Origin of the sequence: Pseudoalteromonas sp. S2755 (genome assembly GCF_005886535.1) — a bacterium.
Taxonomy (GTDB): domain Bacteria; phylum Pseudomonadota; class Gammaproteobacteria; order Enterobacterales; family Alteromonadaceae; genus Pseudoalteromonas.
The window spans coordinates 25,814-43,388 of sequence record NZ_PNDS01000010.1; the positions used below are offsets into that span (position 1 = coordinate 25,814).

The window sequence follows — 17,575 nt, forward strand, 5'->3', positions numbered from 1 at the left end:
ATTAAAACTCGACCTCTTCAATTTCACAGTCAACACGTTGAGTTAATCGTTGTTGTAATTCTTTTTTCGTTATAATTACGTCGCAAAGTTGCGCCAGTTCACGGATATAAGGGCTCTCATATAGTGCTTGCAGCTCCAAAGTAATATCAAACTCCCTTTGGATATGGCTAAATAAACGCACCATCAGCAATGAATGGCCACCAATCTCAAAGAAGTTAGCTGTTGTACTGATCGAGCCCACTTCCTGATTCAATAGCTCAGCCCAAATAGCAACAAGGGCATGCTCAGTTTCAGATTCAGGCGCGGTATATTCGCCAATGACAGCATTATTTTCTGGTTCTGGTAATGCGCGCTTGTCTATTTTTCCATTAGGTGTCAGTGGCCAACTAGGCACCACAACCAAAGCACTCGGTATCATGTAGTCAGGTAAATATGCTCCCAACAGCGCTTTAAGCTGAGTAACAAAGTCGCTGTGGCTATCGGAATCAGTCGCCTCACTTGGCTTCACATATCCAATAAGCACTTGTTGAGAATCAACTTCTCTAACCAGCACTACAGCTGAGTCGACACAGTTCTGTTTCGTCAAATGCGCTTCAACTTCACCTGTTTCAATCCTAAATCCGCGGATTTTCACTTGGTCATCAACGCGACCGATATACTCTAAGTTGCCATCGTTTAAATAACGCACTAAGTCACCACTGCGATAAATACGCTCAACTTTGCCGATCGGCGAGGTAAATGTAGTGAATTTTTGCTCATTAAGTTCCGGTCTGTTCAGATAACCTCGGGTGACACCAACCCCAGCAATACATAGCTCCCCAACAGCCCCCATCGGCGCTGGCATATCGCCGTTCAGCACAAAGTGTTTCGTATTACTAATTGGTCGTCCAATAAGCACACTACTACCACAAGTCTGTAGCGAAGCCTCATTACTAATAGTGAAGGTTGTACATCCCACCACCGTTTCTGTTGGTCCATACTCATTAATATATGACGCGTTAGGTAGGCAATGTCGCTGCCACTTTGCCACAACATTTGTCGTTAATTGTTCACCACCAATCACTAGACTATGAGCTTGCTGACAAGGTGAGCTACCTTCAAATAAAGGGAATAAACCATCTAGATGAGTAGGTGTTAGCTTAAATAACCAGCTATCTCCTTGCTCGAACAAATACCACGCCAATTGCTCGAACATACTAAGCAAATCTTCAGCGAGTACGACTAATTGTTTACCTGATATAAGCGGAACAAATAAGCTGGTGACTGTTGCATCAAAGTTCAGCGGCGTACTCATTACAGCACCTTTATGATGAGGCTGTAAGTAATGCTGTCCATATGTAAGATAATTCACTACTCCATGGTGTTCTACTAATACGCCTTTAGGCTTGCCTGTAGAACCCGATGTATAGATGACGTAGGCTAGATGACGAGGAGTTAGCTCAATCATTTTCTTATCTAGATTATGATCCGATAGGTGTCTAATCAGGCTATAGCTCTCATGCTTTTCATCTAATAATGTATCAAGCGTAAGTAGCGTACATGCGTCGTTTTCGAATACAGATTGGAATCGACTTTGCGTCAAGATCAAAGCTAACTCCGCGTCATTAACCATGAACTCTAAGCGATCCTTAGGATAACTGGGATCAAGTGGTACATAAGCACCGCCCGCTTTCAAAATCGCTAAGATAGCAATTATCATCTCTGGCGATCTTTCAACACTGAGTCCGACTAAGGTATCTGGTACCACTTTACAGTTTTCGACTAAATAGCGAGCAAGTTTGTTGGCTTTGTCATTTAGCTGCTTATATGTCAACTGTGACTGCTGATACTGAATTGCTATCCGCTCTGGATTTTGTTCTGCCTGTATTTCAAATAACTCGTGAATACAGCAGGTGTCATCGTACTCGACTTTCGTATGATTAAAGCTATCTAATAAAGTGTTAAGCTCAGCCTTTGGAATAACCGATACTTGCTTTAACTCTACACTCTTTTCAATACTGTTGAGAATGTTAGTTAACGCCTCGATAAAGTAGCCGTGTAATCTCTTTGCGCAAACGCCATTGGCTGTTTGCACCGTCACATTAAAAGCGCCCGAAAGGTCGTAATCATCAACATTTACAAAGATTGAGTAATTATTTCTTTCGTGAGCGCCTAATACCTCCCAACCATCAATAAATTCACCTTCGCCTTCCATTTCCAATGAATGGCGATAATTCAGAACCGAGTTAAATAGGTCACCACCAAATGGCGTTAAATTAAGTACTGAAGAGAGTGGTGTTTGCTCAACATCAATTAGCGCTTGTAACCCACTGGCGATATCTCCAATCATAGAACGTACATTGGTCTTTGCGGTCTGTACTTTGAGTGGTAGGGTGTTTATTGCCATACCCATTGTTCTTTGCGTACTCGCAAAATTATTCAACCGACCCGATAACACAGTACCGAATACCACATCTGGCTCTCCCGTACATTGTGCTGCAACTTGTGCCCAAACCGTATGGAAAATAGCAGAGATACTGTGACCAAGATGTTTTGAGGTTTTACGAAGTTGCTCCCCGAGTGCCTTATCAATACGGCCGCTGTAGGTGTCCTCAGGTGCCGCTGTAGAGCCTGAAAATAATGTAGTTTTATTTTCCAAGTCACCTAGCAGTTCCTGAAAATACCCGATTCCCTGATCATCACTATTTTTCATCTTGGCATAGGCAACCATATTTCTATATGGTGTCGGTGTCAGTAAATGCTCATCATTGCCCGACATTACTGCGCTAAGCTCTTCAACAAGAATATCTAAACCAATATGATCGATGATGAGGTGATGATGCTCTACCAGCACAAGGTATTCATCTGACTCGTTGCTCTTGCCTACTTTCAACTGTAGCAGCGGCCCTTGGTGCAACGAAATTCGGTTAGATTTATGCTGCTCTAGTAGCGCACGACCTTCCGCTGTCGTGTCGTAGTTTTCTAACACGACATGTTCGACACAAAGCTCGCCCTGATTCAGTACAACCTGTACAGGCTCAGGTAACCCCTCCCAGAAAAATACGGTTCTTAACGTGTCATGACGCGCAACTAAACTCTGTAGCGCCGTAATTAATTGCTCTACCAACTCTGCATTAGCAAGCTTTAAAGTAAAGGAGGTTAAGTATAAGTCTTCCGTTTTGTCCATTATATGGTGAAAAAGCATCCCCTCTTGTAACGGGCTTAAAGGGTATATATCCGCGATGTTTTCCTTGCCACCAGGGACTTTGCCAATAAGGCTAGACAGCTCGACATTATTTAAAGACACCATGTTTAGTTTTTCAACCGTGACATCTTTCGGAGCTGTTATCTGGTTTTTTGGTGCCACAAACTCGCTATTCTCGCTATCAAGCTGTGTTACCTTTTTCGCTAACTGCTGGATTGAAATTGGCTGCAGAATATCCGTGATAGTTACAAACAACCCTTGTAACTTAAGTTGTGCTTGCACATTAAGAGCCAATAGCGAATGGCCACCTAATTCATAAAAGCTACTCGTAGTACTAATAACATCATATTCTTGTTGAAGCACCTCAGCGTAAACATCAACTATCGCCTTTTCATGCATAGTACATGGCGCGACATAGTTACCATAGCTAGATGCAATGTCAGGTTTTGGCAATGCTTTCTTATCAATTTTACCGTTTACGGTAAGTGGCCACTCGTTGACCACTATAATTACACTTGGCACCATGTAATCTGGAAGCATTGCAGCTAACTGATTTCTGATCTCAGAGCCTGTAGCTACTAAGTCTCTATTATCTAAGGATATCGCAGACTTAGCATAGCCCACCAACTGTTGGCTACCAGCTATATCTAAAGCCATTACTAGCGCGGAATCGACAGCGTTGAGGTCACTGAGTCTAGACTCGATTTCCCCTAATTCAATTCTAAAGCCACGGATTTTAACTTGATCATCAGCTCGTCCAACAAATTCGATATTGCCATCAGCCAAGTAACGAACAAGGTCTCCTGTACGATATAAGTGTACTGAACTGTTTGAACTAGATTGATTATAAAAAGGGTTCTTTATGAAGCGCTCAGCCGTTAGCTCCTCCCGCTTGAAATAACCTCTAGCCAAACTAGCACCACCGACATACAACTCCCCGATGCAACCAAAAGGAACTAAGTTTTGCTCCTCATCAAGAATATATGCAGTATTGTTATTGATAGGACGACCTATTGGCGCACCATACTCAACTGCCGATAGTTCACAAGCAGTTGCGTATACAACAGCTTCTGTTGGCCCATATACATGCATCAGGCTAACATTTGGATAGGCTTCTTTGAAACGCTCTACGTTTTTAACATCACAACGCTCCCCGCCAAATAATACTTGCTCTATCTTTGTATTAGCAAAAGCATTATTTTCCACTAATACATTAAACAGTGCCGTGGTTGTAAATAGGTTGGTGATCCCATCACGCGAGATTTGAGTGTGAAATTGCTGTGCATCAAGTGCAATATCTTGCGGATAGATATACAAAGAAGAACCATTAGTCAGACTAAAAAACAAGTCATACACAAACGCATCAAAAGCATGTGAGGATAAACTCGCCATTTTTGTTGATAAATCTACTTCGGCATACGTAGGTGAGGAAACAAATGCGACTACCCCGTGATGTTCAACCATCACTCCTTTTGGCTGACCTGTAGAGCCTGAGGTATATATCAAGTACGCTAAGTTATCTGCTGCAATATCTACATTCGGATTCTCTTGGCTGTATTGGTTACCAAGCACAGCTTTCGTATTTGCCATAATTTCATCAAGGGCAAGTATCGCTCCATTAAAGTGTGTCAAAACAGAACAAAGATGTGCCTGGCTTAAAATCAGATTAATGCCTGTATCCTCGCACATATACGTTAGACGTTCTTTTGGATAACTTGGATCTAATGGTACATAGGCGCCACCAGCTTTCAGAATAGCCAAAATGCCTACGACCATTTCTAAAGAACGACCAACACATAATCCAACAGGCATCTCGGCACACACACCGTGTTCATCAATCAAATAGTGGGCCAGCTCATTCGCTTTTTCATTTAATGCTTGGTAGGTCAGCTGCTCATCACCAAATACCACCGCTACCTTCTCTGGATGTAACTCAGCTTGATGCTCAATTAGTTCGTGAATACAAGCAGATTTTGAAAATTCAGTCGCAGTTTGATTCAACTCTTCAACCAAAAAGTGGGTTTCATTGTCACTCAGCAGATCGATTTGTGAAAGCGCACAATCGTCATGATCAGCAGCAACAAGTTGCTCTAACACCGCAATAAAATGAGTTGCCATTGAGCTGATAAACGATTGCTCAAATAACTGAGTTGCAAAATGCCACTGACAAGAAATCTCGCCTTTGCTTTCAACACAATTTAAATGTAGCTGAAGGTCTGTAAGCTTTTGCTCAGGATCAAGTATTTCAATATCCATGCCGCCAAGTTGCTGCACGCTGGACTCAAACGCTGAGTAAGTAAACATCACTTGGGTTAGTAATTCATTATCCAAAGAGGATACTTTAAGGATCTCATTCAAGGGCAAGGCTTTGTGAGTCATGACCTGATTTAACATGTCCTGATATCTAGGTAATGCAAGCGCTAGCGTTTCTGATTGCGCACATTCAAAGCGGATCGGAAGCGTATTAACAAAGTACCCAACTAATGGTTGCAATTCCACTTCGTCTCTATTGGCAACAGGTGTACCTATAACCACATCTTTTTGCTGGCTGTATTTGGTTAGTAGCAACGTAAATGCAAACTGGAATAGGGTATACATAGTTGTGTTGTATTTGTTACACAGCTGCTTGAGTGTCTTAGCCAAGTGAGAAGTAACAGGTACTGTCACGGTCTCCGCTACCAACGGTGAATTATTGCTTTGACTAAACTGCGCAAGATTTAGTGACTCACATTCCCCACTGAGATAAGTTGACCAAAACTCTCTGTCAATTTCCGCATTTTCGTGGCTGAGATAAAAATCCTGCCATAGGCTAAAATGCCCATATTCATGAGTAAGTGTTGATAACTCGAGTTCTTTGCCATTCACCAGTGCAGTGTAAACGGAGTTCAGCTCTCTGTTGATAAGTTCAAGAGACCATCCATCTGTTGCTATGTGATGGCATTTAATAAGAAGATAATGTACCTCTTCAGACTGGCTCACTACAGAAGCTTTTAGCAAAACATCTTTATCCAACGCGAATTCATGTTGTTGGAACTCACTGATAACCGTATCCAGCAATTGCCCTTTATCTCCTTCACCTGCCGAATACACAGGCAGTGAAAATGCAGGCTGAGATTGGCAAGTTGTGGTTAGTACACCATTGTTATCGTGATACGTCATACGTAACTGTTTGTGCCTCATAACCAGTACATGCAACGCTTGCTCAAGTACATCAGTATTTAATGTTCCGTTTAAGCGCAGGATACGAAAGAAATTATAAGGCTGTCCGGAAGTCAGTTGCTCCAGTAACCACATCTGGCGCTGTCCTGTCGAGATAACACCCGTATCATCAAGCGGTTTATCAAAAATTGCTGATTTTTCTTTTTTCAGCTCTAGCGTCTTAATGATGTCAATAAGCTGCTGTTTATTCTCTTTAATAAAGCTAATCTGCGCTTGTTGTAGCACGCCTTGCGGGGCATTAACTTTCAGTTGCTCATTGTCCACACTCAAAGCAACATGATTGGTGACACAATAGTCTAAAAAGGTACTAATATTCATAACGCGATTCTTCTTATTTTATGCTTGAGCCATACTTGGCATCGCAGGCTTTGCCAAACTAATTGCTGCGGTGTTCATCATGCTTTTTACCGCGCCAGATTCCATTTTGATAACTGAGTCTGCACAGTTGAAATATCTATCATCGTGTGTGATCGCGACCACTAACTTACCCTGAGCTTTTAGCTCTGGCAGCACCTGGGTATAAAAGAAGTCTTTAAATTCAGGATCTTGATCTGCAGCCCACTCATCAAAGATGTAGATATCTTTATCTTCCATTAAAGCAACTAGTAGTGCTAAGCGTCTTCGTTGACCATCAGAAAGTTTAGTTGTAGTGAAAATATTGCCGACAAGCTCTGTCTTCCCAGTCAATTTGAACGTTTCCATATATTGCTGAACTTTTTCCCTGTCGATTTTTTCCGTTGGAATATAGAGCTTCTTAAACAAATGATAGTTTGAGAAAATAACACCGACTTTTTCTCGCATTTGCATTAAATTGTTTTCTGTAACAACCGTATCATCAAACTGAACGCTGCCTTTAGTTGGACGGTAGTGGAAGGAAATCAGCTTACTTAATGTTGACTTACCAGAACCATTACCACCCACGATGAAATATATTTTTCCCTTCTCGAAATTGAGGCTCACCGGCTTGAGCGCAAACGCTTCATCTACTTCATCAGATGTATATTGATATTGAACCTCTGACAACGACAGTTTAGTCCACTCGGTGTTTTCAACCGTATTTTTGCTAGTACTGTAAACCTCAGGCTCTAGCATTTGTAGCTGGTGCACCCGCTCTAAAGACACCTGAGCAATCTTAAGAGTTTGCATCATTGATAAAATACTCGCGATTGGTCCTGTGATGTAGAGCAATGCCATCACCACACCAAAAGCACTTGTACCTGAGCTTAAATACCCAGTTGGTAACAAAAAGACCACTGCGCCAATTACGAAGAAGCAAATCATTTCACTGGCGTTACCCGCCAAGTGAATAATCGCATCACCACGTTTTTCTTGCGATGTTGAGCTCGCTAGCGGCACGGCAATTTCTTCGGCTAAAAATTGCTTTCCTTTCTCGTGACTCAGCTTCATTTCATAAGCACCGAAGATCAGCCCTCGGATCCCTTCTTGTAATGCATCTTTATCGTTTCGAGAGCGGGTATACAGCCCTTTAGCAAACAACACGGGAAGTTGAAAAAGTAAAACTCCGATGACAATTGCAACACAAATAAAGGCAAATACTTGTAAGTCTAAATAAGCCAGATAAGTCAACATGCCCAATACGGTCACCAAAGATACAATCATCATTGGTATAGCAACGGCAGCATTCGTTATTTTATTCACATCATCAACGACGATATTCAGAATCTTAGAAAAGCCTATACGTTCAACTGTATCAACACCTAAAGCTTGAATGCGTTTTGCAACACTTAACTTTAAATCGGCGGAGGCTGATTTCGCGATGTTGTTGACAAAAATTACAGAAGCAACCTTAGTCAATAAAATAGCAGTAACAAAGATGAAAAAACCAGCACCTCCGTCTTCTAACAATACATAATCCGATACAGTAAGAGAATCATCCTCCAGTCCACTCAAAATAAATGGAATAATTAAGCTATATAGGGCACCTGACAGCATCCCAAGCACGACAGCAAAAACAAGTTGTTTCGGCGAGTAATTAAAAAGGAGCCTACTCAGTGAGGTTAGCTTTCTATTTTTATTCATTGTTTTAAGCCTTTTAAAATACTAATTCTTCATTATTTGTTTGATCAACCACAGCGGCGCTGAGTTGCTGCATCTTTTGCTTATCCAGCTCAAGGTCGATTTGCTTCGCACACAAACGTATCGTCGGTGACGTCATAAACGATGCTATTGAGAGATCGATAGAAAATAGAGCATTTGATTTTGCGACTAACTTACTAGCAAGTAGAGAGTGACCGCCGAGCTCAAAAAAGTTACCTTCCACAGAAATCTCTGGCATCTCAAATAGTTCACTCCATAAACCTTGAAGCGCGACCTCCGTTGCAGTTTCAGGCTCCACATAATCACTTTGCAATTGTGGTATGGGTAGTGACTTACGATCTACTTTTCCGTTGGCGTTTAACGGTAAAGCATCCAAACAACTAAATAGTGTTGGTCTCATTGAAGCAGGGAGTTGCTCATCCATCTGCGCTTTAATTTGCGCTAGTACTTGCTTTTCATCCGCTTCATCTCGGAGACAGAAATAGAGCACAAGGACCGTTTCTGTATCATTTATTGTTTGCGGATGAACCACACAACTTTTTACTGCGTGGACTAAATTAACACAGCTTTCAATGTCCCCTAACTCAATACGCACACCTCTTAAACTGATTTGATTATCTAAGCGGCCATAAAACTCGTAATAACCATCCGAGTTTCGCTTGGCTCTATCACCGGTCTTGTAGATACGTTGTGCTAATTTCTGCTCAAAGACAAAATGCTTATTGCTCTGTTCTACATTGTTAACATAGCCAGCTGCAAGCGATAGACCGGCGACACATAACTCACCACTGACGCCATCAGGCTGTCGAGCTCCGTATGGATTCATCACATAATAATTGACGTTTGGATGTGGCTGGCCGATACAATAGCCCAATGACTCTACTCTTCTGGCATCATAGCTACTGCTGACCACTGACGATTCAGTCATGCCATACAATACTCGAATCTCGACGTCGGGTCTCCAATCTCTCAGTTTCTTAAGCAATGCTTCTGGCACCGGCTCCCCACCAACCAACAGCAATCTTAGTGCTGGATAACAGCTATCACCTCGATGCAGTACTTCATCAATCCAAGGAGACATCAAACTTGGTACAGCATGAAGTACAGAAACATTTTGAGTGCGCTCTACGAGATTTGGTATTAGCGACACATCTTCTCTGGAAACAATTTCTACTCCTCCTCCGCTAAGCAGCGGCACAAGGATTTCTAGTAGTGATACACCAAAAGCCTGAGAGCCTATCGTGGGCATGCTGTCGCTTGCCGAAAAGCCAAAGACATTGCGATTTGCTTCGATAGAGTAGAAGATACTTCCATGCGGAACAGCCACTCCTTTCGGCACCCCGGTTGAACCTGATGTATATAACACGTAGGCAATATCATCCGCTGCTAGTACCGGCAGCCTTGTAGGTTTACTCCCTTGTAATAGCTGAGAAATGGCCACGATCTCTGGCTGCCAGTCTTCCAATACAACATCAAACTCTCCATGTGCAGTAACAATACAACTCAGCTCAGCGTTGCTACAAATCTGAGCAATACGCGCTTGCGGATAACTCGGATCGATAGGTACATAAGTCAACCCTGCACGCATAATTGCGAGCATAGAAATCACCATCTCAATCGACTTGTCCATACATACACCTACACGACAACCTGGTGCATAGCCTCGTTGCAATAACGCACCTGCTGAACGGCTAACACAGTCTTCGAGACTCTCGTAGGTTAATACGTCATCATGATGACGAACAGCTATACATTCTCTGCTTGTTTGCGCTTGTTCAGCAATCAATTCAGGAAGACTCTTAAAACAAGGAAAATCTTGTACTGTCGCGAGTGTCATATCGTCAGTCGCGACAAAATCAACTTTTGCAAAAGCCCGTTCCGGTGCTGAAATTAACGTCGCAATAAACTGCTCAAAATACTTTCCTAGTTGTACGATCCACTTTTGACTAAACAGCTCGGTGTTATACTCCCAAACAAAAGCTAATTGCTTGCCTTTCGTAAATACATGGATAGAAAAGTCAAACTTTGAAACCTCCTGTTCATTCTTAATAAACTCAACCTGACAATCCTCTAGCTCGAACTGTTCAAGCGCATTGTCTTGTGCAACCAGCATAATTTGCACCAGAGGCAAATGATTTGATTGATATTCAACCTCTGCGCACTTAACGATTTCATCAAACGGAATGTATTGATGTTGTTTTGCTTGCTGAACTAGTCCTTTACATTGCTGTAACGCATCCGCTAGGCCGTCTTCTGCTGAAAATTGAAAACGAAACGGCAAGGTATTTGCAAACATACCGACAGTGTGCCCTACATTGTCACAACCGCGATTAGCGTAGACAGAGCCAAACACAACATCTTGACTATCACTCATTCGTGATAGAAAACAAGCGAATAACGATTGCAACATAGAAAATCTAGACACACCATGTTGTTTAGCCGCCACTTTTATAGCGCTAGATAGCTCAGGACTAAGCAGTTGTTCGGTTCGCTTTCCTTTTACCGTCATCCCTGCTGGTCTTTGTTTTTGTAGCGGAAAATTATGGCAACTTGGCGCTCCTTGTAATAGTGTCCGCCAATACGCAACACCTTCCTTACCGGCTTCTGAGTTAAGATATTGCTGCTGCCACTCACTAAAATCAGCATATTGGGCTTGGACAGGGTAATGCTGCACATCTCCTTTTGCATAAGCATCGGAAAGTGTTTGAAGTATTATTTTGGCCGAAAAACCATCCGCAGCAATATGGTGGACATTGATACTCAACACACTGTAGTCCGACAACTCAAAAACATGCGCTCTAATAGGCCACTCGGCCGTTAAATCGAAACGATAATTCGCTTCAACCTGCAGAGCATGCTGCAGCTCAGATTCACAGTCTAATTTAGTATGTGATAATACAAAATCACTCATAGGCTGAACTTGCTGTGTGTTATTCGCTTCAACGTATACGGTTCTCAATACATGATGCTGTTCAACTAGTGTCGAAAATGCATGCTGCAATTGATGAACATTCAACTTGCCCACTATTTTGTATGCCACAGGCAAGTTGTAATAAGACTGCTGAGCTAATGACTCCAACAAGTACATACTTTTTTGGTGACTCGACATCGAAGCCGTATAAGTCTCTCCTCGCGCAATGGTGTTAATATCAAAAACACTATTTTTCGCACCACTTAAGGCAATGATTTCTTGTTTTCGCTCTCTCAACAATGCGATTTCAGATTCTGATAACTCGCTTACGTTACCTTCTAATAACAGCTGACCATTTTGACAGCTCAGTACGACACCTTTACTTGCAAGTAAATCAAATAGCTCAGCTAACCTCATAGCACAAGCACTCCTTCATCCGTAGTTTTAGCTGTTGGCGTAACAAAGTTACGCATTAATGTTACGTAATCAGCCATCGCTCTCACGCTATCTTTTTCAAGTAAATCCCGTTCTTCTAGCTCTAGTTCAACAAATGCTTTTTTCACCTCTGCGGCAATTTCAATTGCAGAGATAGAGTCACCACCTACTTGATAAAACTTGGCTTCAACTGAAACCTGTTCCGCCTCTAAGTGATTGCACCAAATTGCATGAATTTGTTCTTCGATTTCATTTTCAGGCGCTATGTGGAGATCTTCTAAGGCATTTAGCTGAGCACTGAAAAGCGGTGACAATACACCCTGTTGCCAGTTTGCCTTTGCTTGCTTTCTTTGGATCTTACCGCTAGAGGTCATTGGGATAGAATATGGTTTTAGCAATACAACCTCTGTTACCTTCGCTTCACATTCACGATAAACATGTGCACGAATGCTATCACTCACTTCTTGATAATCCGCTTTGCGAAAAGCCTCTCGAGTGAGCTCTGTTACTAATACCAGCGCCTCTTCACCATCCTCTTCCACAGAAAAGGCGGCATTGTACCCACTACGAACGGCTGGGTGTGCTTGACTTGCTGCTAGCTCAATATCTTGTGGATAGTGATTTTTCCCTTGGAAGATCACTAGATCTTTATGGCGACCAGTAATGTAAATTTGATTGTCTTTTAGTAAACCTAAATCGCCCGTCCTTAGATAGAGAGGCTCACTTTGCTCTCCATTTAATTTTTGATAACTTTGTGCAAAAACCTCTGAAGAAATCTCATCTAATCCCCAGTAGCCACTGGCAACACTAGGCCCTGCAAACCAAACTTCCCCGACAAAGCCATCTTCAAGTTCTCGCTTTGTGTTTGGATCAACGATACATACATGGTGATCTCGTTCAGCAAAACCACAACTGACTAATTTGCTAGTTAGGCCGTCTTTTTCAGCATCAGTTTGCTGTAGTTTAAACTCCCCTAGTGCAACTTTGTCACAGATAATGATATTCGGCGCTTCATCCCGGGTAACGCCAGTAATAAATACGGTAGCTTCCGCCATACCATAGCCGGGATAAAAGCTATTATGATCAAAGCCACACGCTGCAAACCTCTTAGAGAAAGCATAAAGCGTATCAGCATTTACTGGCTCAGCAGCATTATATGCAACCTTCCATGAAGACAGATCTAACTTGCTAATTGCCTCATCAGACACTTTTTTCGTGCACAGGTTATAAGCGAAGTTAGGAGCACCACACATCGTACCTTTATAATCATGTATCGCTTGCAGCCAGTTAATAGGCTCCCTAACGAATGTTGCAGGCGACATCAAAGTCGAGCTCGTGCCAAGATACACAGGCCATAAGATGGCTGTAATAAGCCCTAAGTCATGAAACAGAGGTAACCAATTTACAAATACATCGTTATCGGTTGCAACGGATGTCTCCGTTAAGTGAGTCACATTACCGATAATATTTTTATGTGAAATCATCACACCTTTTGGTGCACCCGTTGAGCCGGATGTATATTGCAAAAAAGCAACCTGTTCAAACTCTAGTTCACGATTTACGTATAATCCCATCTCAGGTAGAGCATCTACAGCGACAGCCTTAACCTGCGCTTGCAGTGTGGCATCATGAGCAAAGCATTCATTGATCTTATCAATTTCAGAGGTAATAGTAAGCGCAACTTTTGCGTTGCAACTCTGAGCAACTTTTGTAATTCGATCTACTTTGCTGCTTTTGCTTGGCTGGTATAGTGGTACCGCAATCACCCCAGCTGCCAAACAAGCGTAAAATGTCACAACATAGTCTAAACCTGATGGGAAAAGTAGCAATACACACTCACCAGGTGTTGCCTGTTGACGCACTTGTTCCGCTCTCACCTGCACAGCATGCCAAAGCTGAGAGTGTGTCAAACTAACCGGAGATAGATCTTTATCATTCAAAAAGCGAAATGCAACTTCGTTTGGTTTGGTTTGGCTATTTTTTTCTAAAAAATCAATAATCGTATACTTCATGACAACCTCTTAATACGCCCCGGCACGCTCTAACTGTTCAAATAAGTTCTGAATACTGGTTTTTTCAAATTGTGACGTTTGCTGTTTCTTCTCGATAAATTCAAACATAGTTCCCGAGTTCTTATCTCTTAGTGTAAAGATTTGTTTTAGTTGGTCGCCAAAGATAACATCGGTAGAAAATGCCAGCCCTGCATCAAGCAGGCGATATCGAGTTTCTTCCAGATTTTCCACTTCGATAGCAACATGTTGCACACCTGGGCCGTATTCATTCACAAAGCGTGATACCTGTGAGGCCTCACTAGTTCCTTGCACTAAGACTATATTGAAACCGTTGCCACACAGTTCAGCAGCTAACATGCCAGAAAACTTACCTTCTACTTCGCGACGTTTTAGTAATTCGAAACCGAGTATCCCACAATAGAAGTCAACGGCTTGATCTAAGTCTCGGACTGCGATAGCAAGATGATCAATACGAGTCGTATGGTCTAATATGTATTTCATTGTTATTTTCCTTTTTCACACATACCGGCGGATAACTAGCTGCCAGTTAAACTAACGTGAGTTTTGATTTTTATGTTACTTTCTTTACTTAAGTGGCTAATCACTCAAATTAAGAAATGTGTTGTAAAGCTTATTCACTGTGATCATCTCCAACACGAGTCCAACGATATACCCAGTTGAAGTGCTCAACATTATCACCTCTAGTAAATTGTCCACCCCATGCAGTCGCGTTATAGCTTGACACCAAACTATTTCCTTCTTGATGCAGAAAAGTAAACTTTCGAATATGCCCAAACTTTAGTTGGTTGTCTTCGCTGCTAACTTGTGCCATCAGCTCCCGGCAATGTGCTAGCTCTGTAATAATGGCTCCGTCTTTGGTATCGCATTCAAAGCTAATAATGTCTCCCTCCTCTGTCATCTCCCAAAAGCCTCCTAGGCTAATTGGCCCAGCTTGGATCACAATCTCACCATTATCTTTAAAAGTTACATCAACCTGTGATAAATCAGTATTTTCTAGCTTAAATTGACCAGGAACTATTGCCATTGGGTCAACATAACCACGATTCAAAAAGTCATGGCTTATGGTGTCATGTCCTTCGTTGTATAAAACCACGGTCTTTCCACCTAGTACATTGCCCGTGAATCCCATACTCCAGGTTGCGCCATTGGCAAATTCAATTTGTATTTCTTGGTCATCTTTATATTGCCAATGAAACGACTGCTGGTTGTGTTGTGTTACATTACTTGGATCGGTATAAGCTATCACTCCTGTATTATCAATATTAAAAGTGATTTCGCTTCCCGCTCCATCAGCTGTGTGAGCGAACCCTGCAGGTATCTTTGAGTAGTATGTTGTATCAAAATCTATACTCATACCATTATTGAGAGACACCACTTCATTAAATACCGTCGTATAATACTGAGACTTTTTGAATTGAGACAAATCCAGCATGTCCGCTGTTAAGTCATTCGGTAATTTAATCTCTCGTTGAATCTTATAATCAATGATGAAACCGGTGCCAATCCCTTTTCTTAAAGTAACATCACTTAATGTCGTCTTGACTTCTAATAGCCTATCAGCATTATCGGATACTTTAAAATAGACTTTCTCTGTAATATCGTTTCTATCTTTTACTTCCAGTGAAATCATGTCTTCAGCAGCTGCCAAGTCGCCAGAAAAAGTACCGTATAAATGCGTTGTGAATGCACTTATGGGTAAGATAATATTCAACTGATTATCAGCAAATTCTGCGATTAGTGGACGATCAAAGTTCTTCGATTGCTTAAAAAACAACTTACCACTGTATGTGCTCATTGCACTCAAGTCTACCCTCGTTAATTTCGCTTCCATCGTTTCATCTATTACACCATCCAGATCACTGTCTAACTTAATGGCCCATTGCGCTGTAGTAATATCAGATCCTGTTAGCTCAATTGACCTGCGCGATGCCACTTCACAATAATCAATTGGAATAATGGTACATGTACTATTTATCATGTTGACAGTTATCACACCGCTACCACCATCTAAACTCCAGTGGAATTGCTTAGTTTTCCCATCCTCTATAAGTCGTCCAGTTTTAACTTGCGATTGTTGAACCAGTTGATTTGGAAATACACGGTTATAGTGACTACCATGAAACTCAATTTTGAGATCCTCACTCTCCCATGCCCCAACAAGATCTAGTTCATTTTGCAAGCTGATTTCTTTTTTCTGTTGCGCGACTTGCTGCTCATCATAGCGCTCATCTGAGCAACCTAATAATGTTGCCAACGCACACGTTAGCCAGATGTATTTCATTATAGCGATTCTCCTAGTTATTTACTGCAAAGCCACGTTTGCAGCTTCTTTATTCCGTGTTATTTGATATTGCTTTTATGTGCGATCTCACCGCCAAATAAATTGCTAAAGTAACTAACTTCCTCAATAGTTAATTCACCAACAAGCTCCTTCAAAGCGACAAACCGTGCCATATAGTCATATTTATCTTGAATTAAACTTAAGTTTTCTGATAACAGCTTTGCTCGGTTATCTAACACTCGTGAGAACGGCCCAACTCCAGTAAAGTACTCATCTTCAGCACTTTTCAAAGCAAGTTCAGCAGCTTTAACAGCCTCACCATTTGCCATAATTGAACTGTGCATGGCATTTAACGTACTAAAGCTTGCAATTATTTGCTGCTTCACTTCATGACCCTTCAGCTGCTTTAAGTAACGCTTTTGCTCAACAGACAATTTCGCAGCTTCACTCGCAGAACTTGTTGCACCTCCACTATAAAGTGGCATTTCTAGATAAACACCTGCGTTCCAGCCACGTCTCTCGAGTGAATCTGCAACTTTATAGTTATACGTATTGTCGTCATCATTATCAGTGTAGCTCAATCGCCCCGTTACCGTCGGTAAATGCTTTGACTGTTGCGCTTTCAACTTTCGATCTGCGACACTTTGATCCAACACAGCTAACTTATAATCGAGGTTTTTCTCGTACTTATTTTTTAAAGTGGCTAATTCTTGCTGAGGCTGATGTAAAACGGGCACTTCAGCTGTTAGCACTTGTATGGCACTTACTTCTGTTTGAGTTAAGAGTGACAACCTCTCAAATGCGATGCTTAAGTCATTCTGCGCCAGAGCTTCCTGCGCTTTAACTTTTAACTGTTGAGATTCAGACTCTTTCACTTCACTGATCTTAACCAGTCCAAAAGCATATCGGCTGTTTATAATGTTATTCTGATCTGCGTAAGCACCTAACGTTTCCTGGATAAACAATAACTTTTCTCGTGCTTTTACAACTTCAAAATAAGCAACCAAATAATCATTTGTGTAGTTAGATACGGCTTTTTGGAACCGAACTTTTGCTTGTACCGTATTGAGCTCACTCGCTTTGAAGTTATGATACGTAGATAGATCGAATAATAACTGGTCGACACTTAGTTCTACTTGTCGACTATCCGTTGTCGATTTTTGCTCTACTTGATAACGTAGCAAATTATCACTTGAAGACCAACTCTCTTGATCTGTGTATCTTACATTAGCCGTTAGTTTTAAATTAGGTAGAAACTGCGCAAAAGATTGCTTTTCCCCCTCAATCCCCGCAAGGTAAGCTGATTGTTCAGCATTCACAGCTAAATTTTTTTCAGCTCCTTTTTTATAGAGATCGAGCAACAAATCTGCATGTGCCTCACTACACAAAGAGAAGGCAGTACATAGACATATTATTTTAAGTTTCAACGAAACCTCCAAAAACACCATACATCT

At 41.7% G+C, this 17,575-nt stretch carries 7 protein-coding genes; all 7 read right to left on the minus strand.

Features of this window, described 5'->3' with window-relative positions:
* Position 1: 1 nt before the first annotated feature.
* Positions 2-6,721, minus strand: a complete 6,720-nt coding sequence (locus CWC03_RS02540; protein WP_138580455.1) for a non-ribosomal peptide synthetase — start codon at positions 6,719-6,721, stop codon at positions 2-4.
* Between the two features lie 18 nt (positions 6,722-6,739).
* Positions 6,740-8,443: a cyclic peptide export ABC transporter gene (locus CWC03_RS02545; RefSeq protein WP_138580456.1), complete on the minus strand. Its 1,704-nt coding sequence runs from the start codon at positions 8,441-8,443 to the stop codon at positions 6,740-6,742.
* 13 nt (positions 8,444-8,456) lie between these two features.
* Positions 8,457-11,789: a non-ribosomal peptide synthetase gene (locus CWC03_RS02550; RefSeq protein ID WP_138580457.1), complete on the minus strand. Its 3,333-nt coding sequence runs from the start codon at positions 11,787-11,789 to the stop codon at positions 8,457-8,459.
* Positions 11,786-13,819, minus strand: a complete 2,034-nt coding sequence (locus tag CWC03_RS02555) for an AMP-binding protein (RefSeq protein WP_138580458.1) — start codon at positions 13,817-13,819, stop codon at positions 11,786-11,788. Before CWC03_RS02555 ends, CWC03_RS02550 begins: the two co-directional genes overlap by 4 nt.
* Before the next feature lie 9 nt (positions 13,820-13,828).
* Positions 13,829-14,320: a VOC family protein gene (locus CWC03_RS02560; RefSeq protein ID WP_010376909.1), complete on the minus strand. Its 492-nt coding sequence runs from the start codon at positions 14,318-14,320 to the stop codon at positions 13,829-13,831.
* A 130-nt stretch (positions 14,321-14,450) separates the two neighbouring features.
* The gene (locus CWC03_RS02565) at positions 14,451-16,121 is read right to left on the minus strand and encodes a hypothetical protein (RefSeq protein ID WP_138580459.1); all 1,671 of its coding nucleotides are present in this window, start codon (positions 16,119-16,121) and stop codon (positions 14,451-14,453) included.
* 59 nt (positions 16,122-16,180) lie between these two features.
* Positions 16,181-17,548 carry a TolC family protein gene (locus CWC03_RS02570; RefSeq protein WP_249313925.1) on the minus strand — a complete coding sequence of 456 codons (1,368 nt, stop codon included), beginning with the start codon at positions 17,546-17,548 and terminating at the stop codon, positions 16,181-16,183.
* Positions 17,549-17,575 lie beyond the last annotated feature (27 nt).